The sequence below is a fragment of the Cryomorpha ignava genome, from assembly GCF_010686655.1.
Taxonomy (GTDB): Bacteria; Bacteroidota; Bacteroidia; order Flavobacteriales_D; family Cryomorphaceae; genus Cryomorpha; species Cryomorpha ignava.
This window is the reverse complement of the sequence record NZ_JAAGVY010000021.1, coordinates 60690-80057: the sequence shown is the minus strand read 5'-3', so window position 1 is coordinate 80057 and position 19368 is coordinate 60690. Positions and strand designations below refer to the sequence as shown.

16 protein-coding genes and 1 pseudogene are annotated in these 19368 nt (G+C 37.7%); 6 read left to right on the top strand and 11 right to left on the bottom strand.

The genetic code is table 11. The annotated features are described in order from the left end of the window. Window positions 1-410: 410 nt before the first annotated feature. Window positions 411-578: pseudogene (locus G3O08_RS11885) on the bottom strand (ATP-binding protein); the annotation flags it as partial. Between the two features lie 428 nt (window positions 579-1006). Between G3O08_RS11885 and G3O08_RS11880 the strand changes: the two are divergent. The 4 genes from G3O08_RS11880 to G3O08_RS11865 all read left to right on the top strand — a co-directional run bounded on the left by G3O08_RS11880 (window position 1007) and on the right by G3O08_RS11865 (window position 5211). Next, complete coding sequence (locus G3O08_RS11880) at window positions 1007-1840, top strand: hypothetical protein (protein ID WP_163285595.1); 834 nt, start codon at window positions 1007-1009, stop codon at window positions 1838-1840. A 263-nt stretch (window positions 1841-2103) separates the two neighbouring features. Further along, window positions 2104-2916 carry a GIY-YIG nuclease family protein gene (locus G3O08_RS11875; RefSeq protein ID WP_163285594.1) on the top strand — a complete coding sequence of 271 codons (813 nt, stop codon included), beginning with the start codon at window positions 2104-2106 and terminating at the stop codon, window positions 2914-2916. Window positions 2917-3098: 182 nt separating this feature from the next. Further along, entirely contained in the window at window positions 3099-4094 is a 996-nt protein-coding gene (locus tag G3O08_RS11870; RefSeq protein ID WP_163285593.1) for an HNH endonuclease, read from the top strand. Window positions 4095-4182: 88 nt separating this feature from the next. Further along, entirely contained in the window at window positions 4183-5211 is a 1029-nt protein-coding gene (locus G3O08_RS11865) for a hypothetical protein (protein ID WP_163285592.1), read from the top strand. A 12-nt stretch (window positions 5212-5223) separates the two neighbouring features. Here the strand turns inward: G3O08_RS11865 and G3O08_RS11860 are convergent, their stop codons facing one another. The 9 genes from G3O08_RS11860 to G3O08_RS11820 all read right to left on the bottom strand — a co-directional run bounded on the left by G3O08_RS11860 (window position 5224) and on the right by G3O08_RS11820 (window position 13171). Further along, entirely contained in the window at window positions 5224-6396 is a 1173-nt protein-coding gene (locus G3O08_RS11860; protein ID WP_163285591.1) for a toll/interleukin-1 receptor domain-containing protein, read from the bottom strand. Window positions 6397-6526: 130 nt separating this feature from the next. Further along, complete coding sequence (locus tag G3O08_RS11855) at window positions 6527-7069, bottom strand: hypothetical protein (protein WP_163285590.1); 543 nt, start codon at window positions 7067-7069, stop codon at window positions 6527-6529. A 112-nt stretch (window positions 7070-7181) separates the two neighbouring features. Then, on the bottom strand, window positions 7182-8024 hold the full coding sequence (locus tag G3O08_RS11850; protein WP_163285589.1) for a caspase family protein: 843 nt from the start codon (window positions 8022-8024) through the stop codon (window positions 7182-7184). Between the two features lie 39 nt (window positions 8025-8063). Next, window positions 8064-8438, bottom strand: coding sequence for a Panacea domain-containing protein (locus G3O08_RS11845; protein ID WP_163285588.1), 375 nt, complete (start codon window positions 8436-8438; stop codon window positions 8064-8066). Between the two features lie 417 nt (window positions 8439-8855). Continuing rightward, entirely contained in the window at window positions 8856-9782 is a 927-nt protein-coding gene (locus tag G3O08_RS11840) for a DMT family transporter (protein ID WP_163285587.1), read from the bottom strand. 106 nt (window positions 9783-9888) lie between these two features. Then, window positions 9889-10164, bottom strand: coding sequence for a hypothetical protein (locus G3O08_RS11835; RefSeq protein ID WP_163285586.1), 276 nt, complete (start codon window positions 10162-10164; stop codon window positions 9889-9891). Window positions 10165-10275: 111 nt separating this feature from the next. Further along, the gene (locus G3O08_RS11830) at window positions 10276-10590 is read right to left on the bottom strand and encodes a hypothetical protein (RefSeq protein WP_163285585.1); all 315 of its coding nucleotides are present in this window, start codon (window positions 10588-10590) and stop codon (window positions 10276-10278) included. 146 nt (window positions 10591-10736) lie between these two features. Beyond that, complete coding sequence (locus G3O08_RS11825) at window positions 10737-11366, bottom strand: response regulator transcription factor (RefSeq protein WP_163285584.1); 630 nt, start codon at window positions 11364-11366, stop codon at window positions 10737-10739. Next, window positions 11363-13171, bottom strand: coding sequence for a histidine kinase dimerization/phosphoacceptor domain -containing protein (locus tag G3O08_RS11820; RefSeq protein WP_163285583.1), 1809 nt, complete (start codon window positions 13169-13171; stop codon window positions 11363-11365). The genes G3O08_RS11825 and G3O08_RS11820 overlap by 4 nt, the downstream gene beginning before the upstream one ends. Window positions 13172-13355: 184 nt before the next feature. On the opposite strand from G3O08_RS11820, the gene G3O08_RS11815 reads away from it, so the two are divergent. Further along, entirely contained in the window at window positions 13356-13646 is a 291-nt protein-coding gene (locus G3O08_RS11815; RefSeq protein ID WP_163285582.1) for a hypothetical protein, read from the top strand. A gap of 2 nt (window positions 13647-13648) precedes the next feature. Here G3O08_RS11815 and G3O08_RS11810 read toward each other — a convergent pair whose 3' ends face one another. Further along, entirely contained in the window at window positions 13649-14773 is a 1125-nt protein-coding gene (locus tag G3O08_RS11810) for an NAD(P)/FAD-dependent oxidoreductase (RefSeq protein WP_163285581.1), read from the bottom strand. A gap of 65 nt (window positions 14774-14838) precedes the next feature. Between G3O08_RS11810 and G3O08_RS11805 the strand changes: the two genes are divergently transcribed. Beyond that, complete coding sequence (locus G3O08_RS11805; protein ID WP_163285580.1) at window positions 14839-19368, top strand: hypothetical protein; 4530 nt, start codon at window positions 14839-14841, stop codon at window positions 19366-19368.

The following is a 19368-nucleotide window of genomic DNA, read 5'->3' as shown; positions in this document are numbered from 1 at the left end:
GTAGAACCTATGGCCTGGCTTACTGCCGTGCTTGGCAAAATCGCCGATCATCCGGTCAACAAACTTTTTGAACTCTTCCCTGGGAATATAGACATACCAGAAAAGTTAACAAGCTTTGGTGAGTTGGAAAATCAGGCGGTGTAGTTGGTCGGGTGGATACGATAAAACAAGATTTTATAAAGAAGTGAAAAATGAGAATCTAATCCTTTTTAGTGACCAAAGCAATTTACATTCACATGCCTATGGATCAGATTCGACATATGCCGTCTTTATTAAAGGTACAGATATACTCTTATGTGAAGATTCGAATATTGAAAGGATTATTAAAAAATTTAAGTGATGGCTATTTCGGTCGGACGGTGCCACTCATTTCGGAGTAATGGTGCCACTTTAAAAGACCTACAATTGTACTAATTATTTTTGTTTGATTCCACTGTTTTAATGGCTTTTCTCATGGACTCACCTTTGAGTTCTATTCTGTGCGAAGAGCTCACAATGCGATCCAGTATGGCATCTGCTATAGTACCTTCTCCTATTATGTCGTACCACGTTGATACTGGAAGTTGGGACGCTATTATTATCAAAATTCTTTTGGTGGAATTACAGCATTTAGTAGAAAAGATTCTTGCCTTAAAAAAAACATAATCCTACAGCAGACACCCCATAGTTGAAAAACCAAATTTACCAATTGGTTTACAAACTTTACGACATGACCGAAGATGAAATTGAAATTATTGAAAATAGCTAATGGAAGAATTCTACAACATATTTGAATCGGTTCAATGGTGTCGATATCTACAGAGACCTATGGATTTAAAATCATAAATCGGGGGATAACTTATTACCTTTAACCATGTGAGATTTTTTAAAAAATATGCGTGCTCAAATGGCCATCAAATGAAAACAATCGCTCTTCTCAGTAATGCGTTTAAAGCGGTTTGATTTTCCACCGAGATTTATAATATTTGAAACCGTATCTTTCCGACTCAATAACTTATCATAGCTGATGAAATATCAATTTGTTGAAAATTACAATGTATTAGTAAAACAACTGAATGACTTTAAATCAGAATGCACATCCATTTTGAAAAGCAATTCTAATAAAACTACAGAAGAGTTTAATGAGTTGATTGACCAATGGGAGGAAAGACTTATAAGTTGTATCGTAAGGCATATAGCACCAAAACCAAGTTTTTTGATTAACGCTTTTCATGCTGGTTTAGGCAACATTTTTTTTGATGATTTAATGCACAGATATTTCGCCAAGGGTGAGGAGGGAAAACAGCTGTTTTTTAATAGTTTAGTCAATAGTAAGCTGAAAGGACTTCGGATCATTAATGGTTATCTTTTAATCCTAAATGATATAAACCAAAACCCAATACCCGAGGTTAACAATATCCAAAAGAAATTTGACTACTTAATGCATAAACTTTACTTAGTGTATAGTGAAGATTTTTACTCTGTTGAATATCTTCTTGATTTAAATGGGATTGATTATCGAGGGGAAGAGCCGGCTGGGCTAGGCGAAGCCTTACGTTTGAAGGGGTACGTTAAGTCAACTGACCGCCGTAATTTATTTATCAAGTTAACCGTGAAGGGAGCGGCATATCTGGAGCGAAAAGTAGAAGCTAGTAATAAAAGTAAAAATCAATTAGATAGTGATGAACTGATTCAAAAGATAGATTTAGTTATAAATAAACTACAATCTTTAGGATATGGCCATGAAATTCTTTTTAATGAAATTGAGGAACTCAAATCGGCAGCGAGTAAATTAAATAAAAAGAATTGGATGGAGCTTTTGAAAGGGAAAGTTCTTGACCTGGTGGTTGACGAAATATAAACAAAGATACAGCAGCATACATTTTTGATACTCTTAGTGATGGTGCATCAAAGATTTTGTTGAAATAAAAGAACTTTTAAATCCCCGCTTCATCACAGATTGGGTCGATCATATTGGAAGATAGGGAATAACGAGAAAGCTGACAAAGTTATCTCTGATTGGTTTGAAAATGCTTTTATTGAGTTCAAAAAAATAATTGATAAGAAAGCTGAATTACCCTTATAGAATGCCATTTAAACTTTTCACAACTAAAAATCTAAGCCATGTTAACATTTCAAGAAATTATAGAGAACCGTACAGACGTATTAAAGAATGCCAATGTAAAGCTCGTCCGCCACAAAGACAATCGCACAGAATACCGCGATATTCTCAAAGATGAAGACAAGTTGCTTCAATATCAGAAAGAACAAGCAAAAGAAGTTTTTAAGGGTATTGATTATATCGTATCCTTTATTGGGCAGGAAGGAACCAAAGCCTTACTATTTGGCATTTTCAAAGTCGGGGAAGTTACGTTCCGGAACAATCAATACTATTATGAACTTACCAAAGTTGATATTTGCGAAGATCTCGTTAAACGGGTAGTGATAGACTGGGGCAAGGCAGCAATATCTTGGCATCAAAAATATGACAAACAACCAAAAGAAATAGTTGAGATACTACCAGCAGGTTATATTGGCACTTTTCCAGGGCTTACTAATTTCGTTTTAGACTTTTCAGAATTACAAAAGCTGGTTAACAATCCTGATGCAAATAGAGATTGGAAACTTAATCTCTCTGCTGTGGATGGCATATACTTGATTCTTGACACAAACACGGAAGAAGGTCGCCAATATGTTGGATCAGCTCGCGGCAAGGATGGGATATGGGGTAGATGGATGGAGTACAGTAAAAACTCTCACGGCAACAACAAACAAATGGTAACGTTGCATTCTCTGAACCTTGATCACGCTAAGGGATACAAATTCTCTATACTTCAAGCACTCCCGAGTAATCTCACTCAAAAAGAGATTGAGAAAATTGAAAAGATGTATAAGGAGAAGCTTGGTACTAAGATGACGGGGTTGAATTCTAATTGATTAGAGTAAACGTTCAATCTCTACGCCTCTCGATCTAACCAAATAGAATTCTTGATTCTATACCACTATTGGAAATAAGTGAAGTTATTATAGTAATGTCAAAGCTCAAAATAATATGATTCAGACTCATAATTTATTCAGCCAATACTTTGAATTCATTCCAGAAATTAAGCGAAACCACCTTGAAAGAAATAGAAAAACAAATTGCAACTCCTAATACCTTTTTTAATAATTACAGAAAAGTTTCTGATTCAATCGAAGCGGCAAAAAGTGACAAGCCAAAAAACCAAAGAACATGTCGATTCTGTGGTTCAAAAAACGAAACGAATTATAGAACGAAAGCACATATCATACCTGAACTTCTAGGCGCGCACAACCATTTATCAGATAGTGAATGTGATTTATGTAATAGGATATTTGCTGAACATGAAAATCATTTAGCAAACTTCTATGGACCATTTAATTCATTGCTTGGTATTCGGACAAAGAAAAAAGTGCCTGTATTTAAAAGTCGAAATGAACAGTATTGTACTTCTATAAGTGTCAAAAATGAAAATGGCACACCTCGTATTTTCTTCGGAGATAATTTAAATGACTTCAAATTTGATAATGACCGTAAAAGGCTGACTATAAATTTTAAGAAAAAATCGTTCATTCCAGTGGCAGTCTATAAATCTTTTCTCAAAATGGCAATATCTATTTGCCCTGATGATAGTTTAATACACTTTGAGTCATTAATTAAATGGTTGATGGATGTAAAATCAAAACATCCCGCCAACCAGTTTCCATTTTTACTTTATCGAACCCGATTAACTAAGATGAAATTTGACAAGCCTTTTGCGACTCTTTATTTTCCCAGCATCACATCTAATACCAATCCCAATTTTTCACGTTTGGCAACCATTGTTGTACATGCAGGTATATCGGTATTTCAAACCTTTTTTCTCATTGATGAGAATTTGGAAATCGACACGAAAGATGAGATTCCATTTTACAAATACCCCGCATATGTACACGATATTAAAACCCCTGATAACTGTGAGAAATTTGAAGTTCCAATAAACTCCTTATCCAAACTCAAGCAAATAATTTTAAATGGAGATAAAAAAGTTGACTATGATGATGAATTGATTCATCTTTCATTTAAAAAAGTGAGACGCTCGAAAGATATAGAGTAAAATAAACCAATCGGAGTGTACGAAATTTTATTAGGTATCTATTCGCACACTTTTAAATATTTTTCATTTATTAAAATCACAATCTGAAATGAAGCAAATTAGGGTAGAATTAAAAAAGAGAGGCCAGAAATTGGATAAAATTGTGGCACTACAAAACGAAATCGGTGGTGCGATAGATCTCATTCATGGCAGTTTTATTTTGATTAAAGGATTAAAAAATGTTGATTCCAACAATTACGCCTACCTCAATTGCTTGAGTAATGGTTTCGAAAGACTTATGAAGATTTTTATTATTGGTGATTATTATGAAACCAATCAAACTTTTCCTGAAAGCACTAAATTATTTAAAGGTGTTCAATATAAAAGTGGCCACGAATTAAAAGCTATGTTCGAAAACAATTATGTCCGAATTTTTAAGAACTGTCAGCGTGATAAGCAGAAAGAATTGAACAACCAAAAAAAATTAATTTTTCAATATTTGGGAATTTTACAAGATTATTCCGTAAATCATCGGTATGGAAACATTAGTAAAATTTGTGCTCAAAACCCATTCAATATAAATGAGAATGTTTTCGGTAGAGTAAGGGCATTTATTTCGGGCTTTGTTGAGCCTAGTGAATCCCAAGAGCTACAGTTAGAAGCGACAGATATATTAGCCTTTAATCGCTTCATTCATTTCAATAAACTAATTGTAAATTGCCTTATGTCAAGTTATTACAATTTTACTGAAATCCCTTATGTATGGAGCAATGAAAGTGTGCTTGACGAAATTCCTTCGCCAACTGATTTTACCACTTCTTTAAATATGTATCGACTAGGTTTAAGAAAGTCTTCTTTAAAATTTTGGTCAATATATCTGAAAGCCGATAAGTTGATTTTAAAACAAGGAATGTTCCCTAAAGAATGGCCTTTTACTATAAAAAAAATCAAGTATCTAAAAGTTCGCAAATCATCATACCTAATAATTGGCGGGAGACTATATACTGCCAATGGTCTGGCTAGCAGAGCTGATATACCCAGCTACTTTAGCTCTCCAGAATTATTAGTACGACAACATGCTGTGAAGCAAATTGATTTTGCAAAAGAAGTTTTGAAATTAAATGTTTTAAGTAAATAAGACAGCTCTTTTTTATAGTCTGGAAATGAGATCACTAATAAGTTTTTCAATAGCTTTTTCCAAAACATTTTTATTTTGCCAATTTGTAAAGTCAGGAATGTGATATTCGCGAAGTTCTACTCCTAAATCTTTACCAAGATCGGAGTCGAAGCATTTCCATTCTTTTAACTTCTCAAAATCTACTATTCTAATCGGGAATAACTTTTGCACTCCAATTTCCTTCTCAATTGCTAAAGCCTCTCTCAATTCTGATTTAACCCACTCACTATTTAGACTATCATCTGATAAAATTATCAATAGTCGATCATATTTTTTCACAGCATTCTGAATTTGATCAATCGATTTCTTGCCGCCTTGCATATCCATTGGAGCGTACCAAACATTTATATCAGCAGCTTTAAGTTCTTCATACAAAGCATTTGCAAAAATCGTGTCTTTATGACTGTATGAAATAAAACAAGAAGTATTAATTTTATTTACTTCAATATCGGTTAATGACCTTAGCCTTTCAATTATAATCTCCGAAGCTCCAACTCCCTGCAGAAAATCTGAATTTAAAATTTTCAATGATTTCATAATAGTGTTAATATCGAGATAGGAAGGCCCTTCATGTATTATTTTATCCAAATTAATAATTCCAGCTAAATCATTATTTCCAAATTTAGTCCAACCAAATTGAGCCCCGTCAAGATTTGAGTTTTTAAAAATAGCATCGATTAACGTTGCACCTCCAAAGTCAGCATTCTTAAGATCAGAATTGATAAAACTAACTCTTCTAAGATCTGCACCGGAAAAATTAGCAATATCCGTTCTGGCATCATCAAAAATACTATCGTGTAGTGATGCACCATGAAAAGCGGTGTTAATAACTAAAGTATTTGAAAAATTTGAATTATGACAATGAGATTCAATAAAAGCGCAACCATCGATAATTGCAGATTCGAACCGACATCTCTCAAATATGCAATTGTCAAAAATAACTTCTTTTAGCACGCTTCCGTTAAAATTAGCATGTGAAAGATGAATTTCTGAAAAATCAAATCCTATAAGAATCTTATCTTTAAATTCTCCTTTGCGTAAAACAGGTTTTACATTTGGATTTTCTTTTCTCCAAGAATTCCAGATTGAAGAACCCTTTTTAAAAAGGGTTTCAAAAAAATCGAGATCGTAAAGATTATTAATCATAATTTAAATGATTTAGCTGACCCAATTTACTGAATTCTTACCCGCCAAAATAATCATTATCATTTAAACATTTCAATATCCCATTTCCACTTAATCTGCACTAAATTATAAACCAGCAATTCTGGATCAATTAATTGTTGAGTCCTAATTTGGTATGCACACGCTTCGACAAACTTAGAGAGAACGGATAACTAATGTTTTTCAAATCGGTTTTTTTAAAATTCATTGTAAGGCGAAGTTGACTTTTAGGAATGCATAACTCACTACTAATTTTTTTCACAAAATCTTCTAAGGTACATTCGACTGAACCAAAATGATTTTTACCAGCAGACACCATAATTTCAACATTATGCAGTTTTATGGATTCAATAATAAATACTGTCTCATCATAATCCTCGTAAAAATCTGAAACTTCTTTAAAAAGTATTTCAATAGGCAAGGTCGTTGGCGGATAAAAAGGCATATAGAAAACGAACTCGTCGAAAGGCATAATTTGATTTGTAATAAATTCGAAGGCCTTCTCAAAATTGTTTCTGTTTTCTGAACTAAAAATCTCATCAATAAATGAACACTTAAAATCCCTTTGTCTAAATTGTCCTCGTGAATTAAAATAAATCTCAAATAAAATTCCGTTTAAAACATGATTTTCATCTTCTGTATTCCATCTTTTCAACTAATTAGATAAGTTTCTTAAAATTGAATCAGCTGAAAATTCACCACCTTCTGCTACTTGCAGAATATTACGACCAATTAAAAAACGGGTGCTTTCATCAACTGTTTTAGTGTTAATTATACTTAACATTGTTTATAGCCTTATTTTGAACTGGCCAATTTCGCTCCCTTAAATTTTTTACTATATCAAGAATTTTCGACCCATCTGATTCAAAATCTTCGTCAGATATATATTCTGCTTTATAAGGAAGATCGACTGAATGGACTAATTGACCTGAATTAAAACAAAAAGTTCCAATTAATGACGTATGTTCCCAACTAGTTTGTTTACCTTCAGAAAGGGAATATACTGATGTTCTAACTCTCTTAAAAAAATCTTCTATTGAAATATTACTATCATCAATATGGTTTAATAAAGAACCAGTATAAATACTGTTCCTTCCAGATCCAAAATCCATTGCTTTTTCTCCTGGAGAAGTCGAGAATGCTATAATTGTTCCTTTAGGCGCATAAATTGGAGCTAACCCTTGCGGAAGTATACCTCGGTATTGACTCGGTAATGGGTTGTCCCGACAGGCATCCAGAATTAATATGTTTATGTTGGGCTTTGCTGCTTGCATGTAATCTATTACCTCATCTAACGGAAGAGATGTGTGAGTTGCAGAAATATCATCTGCGAAACTTGTGTTGATTGCCGTCAAATAATTTCGTCCTTTTATTTGTAAGCCATGTCCCGAGAAATAGAATAAACCAATGTCGTATTTTTTTAAATCCTCCCCAAATTTTCTAATTTGCCTGTCGAATGATTCTGTGGTACAGTTAATTGCCGTTATTACTGTAAATCCTAGATTTAGTAATTTCTGGGCAATATCTTCGGCGTCATTTACAGCGTTGACAAGCTTATCCTTCTCTTGAGAATATTCAGCATTGCCAATAACTAAGGCTAGTGCATTCATTTTTTAAAATTTCCGTTATCAGTTCTTTTAAAGTAATACTTATTTTATTGTTCCCATTAATTCAAACGCATACCTATAACTAATAACAGCTTTCTCTTTTTCATTTTTTTTCCAGGCTTCTTCCAGATGGCTTGTTTCGATAATGCTATCCGTGCTTGACTTTTTAAATTCTTCCACCACCTTATTTAGAATAGTCATCTCTATTTCTGTAAAGAGATCTTGATTAAAAGGTCTTTCTTTTCTAGCTTTAAATTGTTCGCCTATGTATCCTTGTGGAAAATGTGTGTATTTGATATCAATGAAATCATTATTGGCCAGATACTCGAAAATACTTTGAAAATTATTGGGCCCTGGACCCATATCAATAGCTCTATATCTAATGCCACTTATTGAGAAACAAGTTTGCTTGAACATCAGGAAATCTGCTTAAAAAAGAAGCTTATTCATTTTCGTTTTAAATGGCTCCATTTGTTCCGAAAAGAACACCACCAACAGTCTCGATTTGCAATAAAAGCATTCCAAAAAATCAAACCTTTCATTGATCTTAACCTACCCCCAAAAAAAAAGACGAGCTATTGCGCGTCTCTTTCTTGGTTGTTTAAAGTTTACTGTCTGAATGATTGATTATCGGGGTTATTTTGTCGCGGCTTGTATAAAGAATCTAGCTGTGGGTAAAAGTATTTTTTAAGAAGCCATTTATTAATTCGTTCTGTTATTGTAAGTGATCAGCGACAAAAATAAGACATTCATCTAAAAGGCAGATCACCTGTTTGGGTGATATTTAAAAATATTCCGGAAGTATATTTGTTTCTACGCCCAACCGCTCACATTCTAATCGGTACCGCTGTTGCCTTCTGGTTTTGAATAAGAGCCAGGCTTTTTAAAGCTCACCAGATAAACGCCAATAAAAATAAGTGCTGCCGCAACTAAAGCCCGAAAGGTGAGTATATCTTTTCCAAGCATTAAGGCAACGCTCGTGGCAAATAAGGGTTGTAAATAGATGTAAATACTCACCGTCGAACTGGTCAAAGTCTTAAGTGCATACACATTAAAGAGGTACGCCAGAAAAGTTGTGCACACCACCACAAAAAGCACTTGTGCTGTAACCGTAGGTGTGAATGCAGTCCATTCAATAGCAGAAAATTGACCAATTCCGGCAGGAATTACAAAGATCATTCCTGCTGCAAAAACCCATTTTATAACCAGCAAGGCATCGTATTTTCGCATCAGCGGTTTTACGATAACCAGATAAACGGCGTAGCTCGCTGCATTGAAAAATATAAAAAGGTTGCCAAGTTCTGTATCACTATTCAATAGGGATATTTCGCCTTTACCCAAAATAAGAATTAAGGCTCCAGCTGCACCCAGTATTACACCCAAAATACGCCATTTGCCCATGGTTTCTTTGAGCAAAATGGCGCTCATAACCAATACCAGAACAGGATTTACGGTCATAATAACCGCCGCATTTATGGGGGTTGTAAGGTTTAAGCCTTCGAAAAACAAAAGCTGATTTGAGGCTACACCAAAAACGCCGCAGAGCAATACCCGAAACCAATCTTTTCGCTCTATTTTTTGCTTGCTTTTTACAAAAACTGAGAGGATAAAAAATAGGGCAGAGGCACCCACCACGCGCATAAATATAAAACCACGCGGCAAAATGTATTTCGGCATAACTTCTTTGGCAACAATATAATTGAGACCGTAAATTAGAGCTACTGCCAGTAGCGCGAGGTGTGCTTTTGTGCGAGCCGTCATATTTGGAGCGCAAAGATGCGATGATTATTGGAATTTCACTGCAACAGCCGAACATGCTATTTAACTTGGTTCGATTGAAGATTCGTGAAGTTTTTAAATCTTTACCTTATTTATATCCGTAATCATTGAGCTCTTGTACCAGATTCATCGAAAAAATCTGTGTGTTATTCCAGTTATATTGCCATTTATAAAAGCCGTAGCTCGATGAAAAATAATAATTCACACAGCAGGTATCTCCTTCCAGATTTCCGCATCCGGAAAGAGCGACCGCTTCACGGTTAATAGATTTGTCAAAATAAATACTGTCAACGGTCAAACAATAAGTCGTTGATTTTCCATTCCAATCATCCCAGTTATTAGTCATGGTAATAGAGCCATCCACTTTTTTTCCTATTTCAGGAGGCAGAGAGATCTGAGGATAGGGTGCTAACTGAGTTATTCGTTTAAACTTATCGGTTCTCGGCGGGTGTAGCCATATTTTATCGGTTGTTTCTTAAAAACCCGTAATACTTTCCGATTTGAAATTCCACTCTTTCTTTTCAGCAGATTTATACCTCAAAACGTCGTAGCTCAATTTCTTTTGAAAAAGAAAAAATGAATTTCCGGTTTTAAGTACAATTGAGTAAAAGGTCGTATCGTTGTTGCTAATGTCAATATGGCTTGCATCAAACGCAAACGACTTGTCTTCTCCCTTGTATATACAATCCTGGCAATTGTCATCATCTAAACTGCACGATACCATTGCTATACAAACAATAGATGTTGCTATCAAATATAAAAAAGGTATTTTAACGTTGAGAAATCCCATAATTGTGAGATAAATTTAAGCAATAATAGAGTTGAGCGTGCGAGACAAACACTCGATTACCAAAGCAAACAGTTTTTAGCGATATTTTTTGAGGGGTTAAATCAAAATTTCAAAACCACAATTTAAAACAAAGTCTCATCAAAATTCTACCGACTTCCCGTCATTTCCCTAATACGAAACAAAGCCTGTGTTCTATTACTCACATCCAGTTTTTCAAAAAGATGAAGCATATGGGTCTTCACTGTATTTACCGAAATAAAAAGCGCATCGGCCATTTCTTTGTTCGTTTTTCCTGTTTTAAGAAGCGTCAATATTTCAAACTCACGCTGACTTAAAGCCACAGGAAGAGCCTCATTCAATCCGTTTAAATCGGGTTCAGTTCGCCCAATTCCATTTTGCTGCGAGTGGCTAAAAATGGCAATCTCGAGCGAGGTCATGATGTCTTTTCCATCAAATGGCTTTAATAAGTATCCTGCGGGAATGGTTTGCTTTGCCCGGTCTAAAGTTGCTTTATCGGCATGACTTGTTAAAAACACAACCGGAATTTTCTCAGTCGTTCTAATCTGGGTTGCCAGCTCAATGCCGTCCATCCCATCGCCCAGATTGATGTCGAGTAAAATGGCATCAGGCATATTATCTTTCAAAATTTCAAGGGCTTCTTTGGCATTATTGGCAATAGCCAAAACAGCAAAGCCGTTTTCTAAAAGATACCCTGCAATATCTTCGGCGATTAGTGGCTCATCTTCTACCACGAGTACGGAATATTTTCGGCTCATATCTTTTTATAATTTCCAATAGAAAATAATACGGAATAACCATTTTCAGTGTTCATTTCAAGCTCGGCTTTTAGTTTGTTTTTAAAAGCATTAATCAACTTGGTTCCAAAAGATATCTGCGATCCGGACACTGCACTTTTGCCTACACCATTGTCGCTTACACGCAAATTCAAACGCTGATTTTCTTCATGCAATTTTACGCTCAACACTCCATTGGCATTTTTGGGAAAAGCGTATTTCAATGCGTTTGTAATAAGCTCATTGATAATGATTCCCAGTGGAATCGCCGTGTCCACATCAAGTAATAGTGGATCTACATCTACTTCAAGTTTTACCAAATTGTGATCTAATTTATAAGCATTAAAAAGATTGGTGCTAAGCTGCTGTACATATTGCTGCATATCTATACTCTTTAAGTCGTTTTCACTGTACAGATATTGATGTATCAAAGCCATAGACTGAACTCGGTGCTTACTTTCATTTACAGCTTCAAGTGCTTTTTCGTCAGAAATTTCTCTGCCCTGAATACTTAAAAGGCTACTTACCACCTGAAGGTTGTTTTTTACGCGGTGATGAATTTCTTTTAGGAGAATTTCTCGATCGTGGAGGGCCGCAGCAATGGTTTCATTTTTCCCCTGAAGCAAAGTTGCCGTACGCTGTTCTTTTCTGTAGCGGTAAAACGCAAACCATACAGCAAGCCCAAGGATAATGGCGATAAATATCAGTATTCTCCGTTGATCTTTGCCTGCTTTAGAAATTAATTTCTGTTCGGCACTCGCCAATTCCAGTTCGGTAATTTGACGTTCTTTACGCTCAGTTTCATATTTTTTTTCCAACTCGTTTGTTTGATTTATAAGCTCTAAATTGGTTAGCGAGTCATTCATCACAAAAAACTTCTTATTAAAAACATAGGCCTGTTCAAAATCTCCGATTGCAGCGTAAACAGCTGCCTTATCTGAATAAATTCTTTTTAGATATTCAATAGAATGCAATTCTTGAGCAAGAGCCTCAGCACGCTCCAAATAGAGTAAAGCCTTTGCCGCTTCTCCTGTATTGGTATATATTTCGGCAAGTCCTACATTTATTACCACCTCATTGCCCTTATTCGTATTTCCCGAAAGGTTTAATGCTTCCTCAAAATAGTAAAGCGCTGAATCTGAATTGTTTTCTTCGCGATGCAGATTGCCCAGATTTATCATGGCATGCGCTTCAATATCTTGTTTATCAATATATTTTGCAATTGATAAGGCCTCCCATAAATGGTGCTGTAAAGAATCTCTTCTATTGAGGTGTTTTTCGGTAATAGCCATATTAATAAGACTCGCAGCGATACCTTCTTTATTATTTTTTTGAACTTCTATCAGGTAAGATTGCCTGAAATAGTCATATGCTGTTTCAAAATTATTCTGGGTTCGAAAAATGATTGCCATATTGTTATACGTATTTTCGAGACCCTTGCCACCTATGCTTTCGCGAATGGGTATAACCTCAAAGTACAGCTTTATGGCCTCTTCATTTTGACCGGATATTTCTTTTAAAATCGCCAGCATCTCTAGTGACACAGCTTTCCAGTAAGGATCGTTTAATTCATCGGCATGATTAATTGCTATTTCCACATAGTGGCTTGCGCTGTCAAAATCACTGTAAGAATATTCCCAGGCAAGATCGTTGTAAATTCCTGTCTGCTTCTTCAGGTCGTCCGTATTCTGCAAATGCGACTTTAGCCGAAGTACTTCATCAGAATCAGACTGGCCAAAACCTGTTGAAAAGTTTAAAATCAATAAGAGAATTATAAGGTTTCGCAAGGTGGGTTGTTTTAGGTGCCTAAAATAGGCATAACCTTGATTAATACACCTTCAGAAACTATATTTCTACATTTCACATTAATTTAAAAGGCTTATCGATTGTTAAGAAATTATAAGATGTTAAAAATTGACCTGTTCACTACAAATTTAACCGGAGGTTGTTTTAGGTGAGTAAATTAGATCGATGAATTCAATTGAAGATATATTAATTATTCTCCAAAATCTGAAATTGGAAATTTTTGAAAGGTTTGATATCAGATACATAGCTGTGCTTGAATCGAGCCTTTCTGATGAGCCTGTGCTCACCTCCGGTATCGGCGTGGTGGTTGAATTTGAAGATGCTTCAAATCCGAAATTCATTGAGCTTGAAAGCTATCTTACTGAACTTTTAGGCAGATCTGTGCATCTGATCGTAAAGAATGGAATGAGCGACGAGATGTTTGATCGCATGAGTAATGACATTCATATTTTGTGATGTCATACCATTTCGCCTACCGATTTTCCAACATAAGTTCCCAGTGCTATTCCCATTCCGCCAAATCTAAAGGCTGCGATCGTAGAGGCTCCCACCTTTTCTAAAATCACTTCTTTTGATTGACCAACGCCCATAATTCCGCTCCATGTCTGATCAATTTCAAAATCGCCTTCAGGCAAAATGGTCGACTTCATAAGATCGCTGAGGTAGTCTGTTATTTCGAGGGTATTGCCCATTTCATACGTTTCTTCTGCTACCTTGTTTAAATGGCGACCGCCACCGAGCAAAATGCGGTCATCGATATTTCTGAAATAATTGTACCCACAATTGTGGTGAAAGCAGCCCTCTATCTTCAGATTCTTTATTGGTTTTGTAATGATTACCTGCGCTCGGGCGGGTTTTATATCCCTTTCGGGAAATAGCCTTCCGGCAAATCCATTCGTGGCAACAACAACCGTTCCTGTCTTAATCTCACCATAGTTGGTATTAAGTTGTGGTCGTTCGCCCGAATAATCTATATCACTTACTTCCACGCCATTGTATATTTCTACTCCCTCGCTTCGTGCCAAATCTATAAGGTTTTTCATCATCAGGCCGGTATCTATCGTTCCCTCATAAGCATTGGAAATAATGTGGTTTACATTTTTAAAACCAAATTGATCTATTTGTCCATCTGCATTTTCAAAGGTTTTATGACCAATGGTTTGTGCAATAGTTTCATTCACAAAGTGTAGTCGATGCATACAATTTTCGTAAATTTCACGTTCATTATCAGTGAAAATCTCAAAACCTTTGGTGGGCATGTATCCTGTTTGTTTATCACTTAGCAGTCTGCGCAATGCAAGCAGTCCGTTAAATCTATTTTTAAGCAAATTAAAAACGGATTCTTCGCTGGCTGTTTCCAGATCGTCAAGTATTTCAGACATGCTGCCAAAGCAAGCGAACCCTGCATTTTTTGTGCTGGCGCCGCTCGGTAGCATTCCACGTTCTAAAATGGTTACTTTGGCTTTGGGATATTTTCGCTTTATGAAAATGGCGCCAGTTAAGCCGGTAATACCGCTACCGATAATTGTAAAATCCCAATAATTCCAAAAATGCTTTCTCTCCCAGTAACTAAAATTTTTCATAGACGTTATACTTTCTACACATATTTGATCGAAAGAAACAGAAAATTCTTCGATCTTTGCAACCGATGAGCTACCTGCAAGGCCCATTTTCTAAAAAACCTTCTCTGAGAGCGGTCATTTCCCTGTTTGGGTTATGGCTGGCTATGCTTTCGCCTATACTTATTTTTGGTCAAGACGATTTAAATGTACACGGCGTCGTTTCAGATGCCATGACCTCTTCAAAAATATCTGAAGTGAAAGTTTCGGTTAAGAAAAATGGTTCTGTTCATGATTCCTTTACCACGCGTGCCAATGGTAAATATGAGTTCTATCTGGATAGCGATGCGCAATACGAGTTTGTTTTTAAGAAAGATGGATTTGCCAATAGGACATTAATTATTGATGCCACCAGTGTGCCTGCTGAATTTATAGGTGCAGGACTTCTTATGTCTGTAGATATGAGCATGTACGAAATTACCGAGGCAATGAAAGGTCAGGATCTGTCTGTCTTTGATCCGCCAATCGGAAAATCAAAGTACGATCCGGTAGAAAATGACATGGTATGGGATTATGATCATACCGCTAAGGTAAAAGCGGCCATTACATCCTTTATTCGTGATGCGGAGAAGCGGCAGAAGGAGCTTGATAAAGACGCCACTGATGCAGAAAAAGCTGTTGCAGAAAACGAAGCAAAGTTCAATCAGTTCGTGAAAGATGGCGAAGCGGCAATGGGAAAACAAAACTTTCAGGATGCGGTCTTAAATTTTAAAGCGGCTCTTGAAATCAAACCCAACGACCTGATTGTAAAAGGTAAGTTGGGCGATGCCGAAACCAAGTACAATGCTCTGCAAGCTAAGAATAAGCTCGATGCTGATTATTCGGCTGCACTCGACGCCGGCGATGGGTTTATACGCACCGAAGAATTCCAAAAGGCCATAGATAGCTACAATGCTGCGTTGGCACTAAAACCAGGAGAGAAATATCCAACCGATCAAATTGCCCTCGCAACAAAAACAATGGAAGAGCGCGCTGCCAACATGAAAAAACAGGAGCAGTTTAATCCGCTAATGGCCGAAGGTGAGAAGCTTTTTAAGGATAAGGAATACGAGAACTCATTGGCAAAATACCAGGAAGCTAAAAAAGTTTTTCCCGACGATAAGGAAGTGGCTCGAAAAATTACCGAAGTTACTGATGCTATAGCCAATAAAGACGCAATTGCTGCAAAGCTGGCTAAATATGATGGATTGATCGCCTCGGCAGATCAGAAATTCTCAGCCAAAGAGTATCAGGCAGCTCTAATAGATTATGAAGCTGCCGGCGAATTGCTGCCCGATGAAGCGTATCCGCCGCAACGAATTGCTGAAGCAGAAGCGAAGATTGCAGCTTTGGCAAATGCAGCCGAGCAGCAAAAAGCGTTTGATGCCCTTATCGCTGATGGAGACAAGGCGATGACAGCCACTGATTACCAAACTGCTATTGATAAATATACCGAAGCTCTTGTGATTTTTAGCGATGATGCTACAGCCAAATCGAAGCTTAAAGACGCGCAAAGCATATTTGGCGAAAAGCAGGCTGCCGCACAAAAGCAAGAAAACTACGATGCTCTGATTGTTGAAGCCGACGATTTATTTAAAGACGAAGAGCTAAGCCCGGCAAAGGCAAAATACGAGGAAGCCCGAAAACTTATCCCCGAAGAAACCTATCCACTTGATCAAATTACCAAAATCGATGCGCGACTAAAAGCACTGGCAGCATCTGCGGAAGCACAAGAAAATTACGATGCGGCTATGGCGGCAGGCACCACTGCCGTGGAGGGAAAAAAATATACCGAGGCAATCACACAGTTCGAAACGGCATTGGGCATTGTTCCAAAAGATAAAGAAGCTACATCTGCCCTTGAAAATGCCAAAGCGCTGAAAAAAGAATTTGATGCCAACCAGGAAACAGAGGCTGCTTATGCCGAGAAATTAGCTTCGGCAGATAAGAAAATGGCAAATGAAGCTTTCGCGGAAGCGCGCACCGAATACTTAGACGCGCAAGGTCTAAAACCCGATGAAACCTACCCTCAAACCCAGATAGAGCTTATAGACGCTACATTGGCCCAGCGAAAAGTCGAAGCCGCCAAAGCTGCCGAGCAGGATGCACTCGAAGCTGAATATCAAAAATTTATCAATGCAGGCGATGCAGCAATTGGAAAAAGTGATTTTGCGGAAGCGATTTCACGCTACGAAGATGCACTGGGCGTAAAAGCAGGAGATGTAATTGCTCAGGCAAAACTCGATGAAGCCAAAGCCGCACAGAAAGCAAAATTGCAGGCATCTGAAATTAATGAGCAATATACCGAATGGATAACTCGCGGTGATGAAAAACTTGGCGAATCGGCACTCGATGATGCACTAGCTGCTTACCGCGAAGCATCGCAGCTGAAAGCAGAAGAAGAATATCCCAAAAACCAGATTAAACTCATTGAAGAGCGCATTGCTACAGAAGCTAAGGCTGCTGCCGATGCTGATGCGAAAGCCAAAGCAGAACAAGTGAATGCGCTCATTTTGCAAGGCGACAATATGGTGAAAGAGAGTGCATTTGAAAATGGTATTGTTAAGTACAATGAGGCTCTCGCTCTGGCACCCGAAAGGGCAGATATTCAACCTAAAATTGATGCGGCAATGAGTAAGATGTTGGCGTATCAGGAGGCAGCCGGAGTGGATGAAGCCTATGAAGCGGCAATCAGCGAGGCTGATAAAGATTTTGGCAAAAGCAATTGGCAGCGGGCAAAAGCATCGTACGAACAGGCAGTGCAGATAAAATCGGGTGAGCAGTATCCAAAAGATCAGATTACCGAAATAGAAGCTAAAATAGCTGCCGAAGAAGCGGCGGCAGAGGCAGAGCGACAAAAACAAATACAGTCAGAATTTGATGATTTTATTGCCGATGGCGATAAATCGTTTAAAAAGCAGAAATACGAAGATGCCCTCGTGCAATACGAAGATGCCCTCGCCCTTATTCCTTCAAGTGAGCTTGCACTAGAAAAAATAGGCGAGGTAAACGAATTACTTGGAGCGCTTGATAAAGAACTTGCCGACCAGAGGAAGTACGATAAGCTGGTAGGAGAGGGCGATGCGCTTTTCGCGGAAGCGGACTACGAAATGGCACGACTCAAATTTTTGGATGCCAAGGAATTAAAACCGGAAGAGAAATACCCTGAAAAGAAAATTCAGGAAATTGATATTCAGCTCGAAAAATTGCGACTGGCTGCTATGGCCAATGAGGCAGATGCTTTAAATCAACAATACCGCGAAGCTGTGAAAAGTGGCGACGCACTAATGGTTGATCAGAATTACGAATCGGCAATAACTGCTTTTGAAGGTGCGCTTGAATTGAAACCTGACGAAATTTATCCGCAAGGACAAATAGAGCGGGCAAACCTTATGATTAAAGAGAAAGCCGAAGATGCAGCGCGAAAGCAACGGCTTGCTGACCGCAAAAAGACTGAAGAAGAGAAGCCTAAGCGGGCAAATGAGAAACTAAGTCGTGTAAACAGTAATTCTGAAGAGCAAGCCGAACAGTTTATGCGCGACGCCCGCGAAGCCCAGGAAAGAGAGAAGTACGAACGCATTAAAAAACTGAAAGATCAACAGGCTTCGAATGTTGAAAATCGTGAAAACGAATCGAAAGAAGCGCGTGATGCAGAATACAATCGTATAGCAGAAATGAAGGCGCAAGATCAGTTTGCAGAAGCTAAAGCCTTGAGCGACGAAAAGGCAAAAACATCTGTACAATACAAGCAGGCTTTAATGGATAGCCGCGAAATACGTGCAGAAACGCACGATGTGCTTACTAAGGAGGCATTTGACAATATCCGGAAAGACGCTGCAAAGCGCAAGGGGTGGATGGCAGATCGCGAGAGCCTTCATGAAGAGCAAACAGCAAAATTTACCAAACAAAGAGAAAATCAGCTTAAGCAGATTCAGGAATGGAGCTACGCAAGTGCCGAAGAGCGTATGAAGATGAGCGAAAAAATTCAGAAAGAAGCTTTAAAACGGTATAGCGAAAATCAGCAAGCGGAAGAATCTCGAAAGGAAAGCATTGCACAAATTAAAGAGTGGGAAACTGAGATTGGTGAGCAGCGCGCTAGTCTTTTGAGTAATAATTTAGAAGACATTAAAGCTTACGCCGCTAAGAACAGAGAAGCGCAGCAAACGTCTGCCACCCGCCAAATGGAAAAAAACGATCGGAAAGTTACTGATGGAGCGCGCAAAATACAGCAAGAAAAGGCACGGTACAGCACCGCACTTGACGACGCTTCTGCACAGGCCGATATTAGACGAGCCGAGGCAGCCGAAGACTTGAGCAATGTACAATCAAACGAGCCAAAGGCTTATAACGACTATTTTAGAAGTCAGCTTGCCGAAAACTATCCCGCCGGCGTGAGCGAAGAAAGTGCTACTCTTGGTAATAAGGTGATCATTACCCGGATAGTTGTGAAAGGGAATAGGGGAGATGAGTACAAAAAAGTGCTCGATAAAGCCGGTAACTACTATTTTAAGAATGGCCAGTCCATTTCTGAAAATACCTGGAATAGAGAAACCATTGAGGCATTTAATAAGAAAGATTAA

Bases quoted from the DNA above. Each gene is read 5' to 3' on its own strand.
- G3O08_RS11880 (WP_163285595.1), top strand. From the start codon at position 1,007: ATGAAATATCAATTTGTTGAAAATTACAATGTATTAGTAAAACAACTG.
- G3O08_RS11875 (WP_163285594.1), top strand. From the start codon at position 2,104: ATGTTAACATTTCAAGAAATTATAGAGAACCGTACAGACGTATTAAAG.
- G3O08_RS11865 (WP_163285592.1), top strand. From the start codon at position 4,183: ATGAAGCAAATTAGGGTAGAATTAAAAAAGAGAGGCCAGAAATTGGAT.
- G3O08_RS11860 (WP_163285591.1), bottom strand. From the start codon at position 6,396: ATGATTAATAATCTTTACGATCTCGATTTTTTTGAAACCCTTTTTAAA.
- G3O08_RS11850 (WP_163285589.1), bottom strand. From the start codon at position 8,024: ATGAATGCACTAGCCTTAGTTATTGGCAATGCTGAATATTCTCAAGAG.
- G3O08_RS11845 (WP_163285588.1), bottom strand. From the start codon at position 8,438: ATGTTCAAGCAAACTTGTTTCTCAATAAGTGGCATTAGATATAGAGCT.
- G3O08_RS11840 (WP_163285587.1), bottom strand. From the start codon at position 9,782: ATGACGGCTCGCACAAAAGCACACCTCGCGCTACTGGCAGTAGCTCTA.
- G3O08_RS11830 (WP_163285585.1), bottom strand. From the start codon at position 10,590: ATGGGATTTCTCAACGTTAAAATACCTTTTTTATATTTGATAGCAACA.
- G3O08_RS11825 (WP_163285584.1), bottom strand. From the start codon at position 11,366: ATGAGCCGAAAATATTCCGTACTCGTGGTAGAAGATGAGCCACTAATC.
- G3O08_RS11815 (WP_163285582.1), top strand. From the start codon at position 13,356: ATGAATTCAATTGAAGATATATTAATTATTCTCCAAAATCTGAAATTG.
- G3O08_RS11810 (WP_163285581.1), bottom strand. From the start codon at position 14,773: ATGAAAAATTTTAGTTACTGGGAGAGAAAGCATTTTTGGAATTATTGG.
- G3O08_RS11805 (WP_163285580.1), top strand. From the start codon at position 14,839: ATGAGCTACCTGCAAGGCCCATTTTCTAAAAAACCTTCTCTGAGAGCG.